Origin of the sequence: Acinetobacter sp. 12966 (genome assembly GCF_031196995.1) — a bacterium.
In the GTDB taxonomy this organism is placed as follows: domain Bacteria; phylum Pseudomonadota; class Gammaproteobacteria; order Pseudomonadales; family Moraxellaceae; genus Acinetobacter; species Acinetobacter geminorum.
Genome location: NZ_JAVIMC010000077.1, coordinates 1 through 394 on the forward strand (window position 1 = coordinate 1; position 394 = coordinate 394).

The following is a 394-nucleotide window of genomic DNA, read 5'->3' on the forward strand; positions in this document are numbered from 1 at the left end:
ACATCATCCAGTGCAACCACCGGCGGTGTGATGTCTGCAGAGACTGTGCCTGTACCTGGCAATGAAGTATTGCCTGCAGGGTCAGTCGCTGTTGCCGTTACTGTATCGCCATCCACCAGGTTACCCGGGTTTGGTACTGACCATGTTCCGTCTGTGCCTGCCACGACTGTTGCGGTGGTGCCATCAGGGAAGCTCACCGTCACGGTTGAACCCGCTTCTGCTGTACCGCTCACCGGGTCAGTAGCATTGATTGGGTCAAGCACTGGTGCATTTGGTGCTGTGGTATCAATCGTCACCACTGCTGTATCGGTACCCGCATTGCCTGCTGCATCTGTTGCCGTCACGGTAATGGTGTGTGGACCATCAGTTAACGCAGGCAGTGTATTGTCTGCAA

At 55.3% G+C, this 394-nt stretch carries 1 protein-coding gene; it reads right to left on the minus strand.

The window, feature by feature from the left end:
* Positions 1-394 (minus strand): Ig-like domain-containing protein (locus RFW85_RS12420; RefSeq protein WP_309171575.1); only part of this gene is annotated, 394 nt, incomplete at both ends.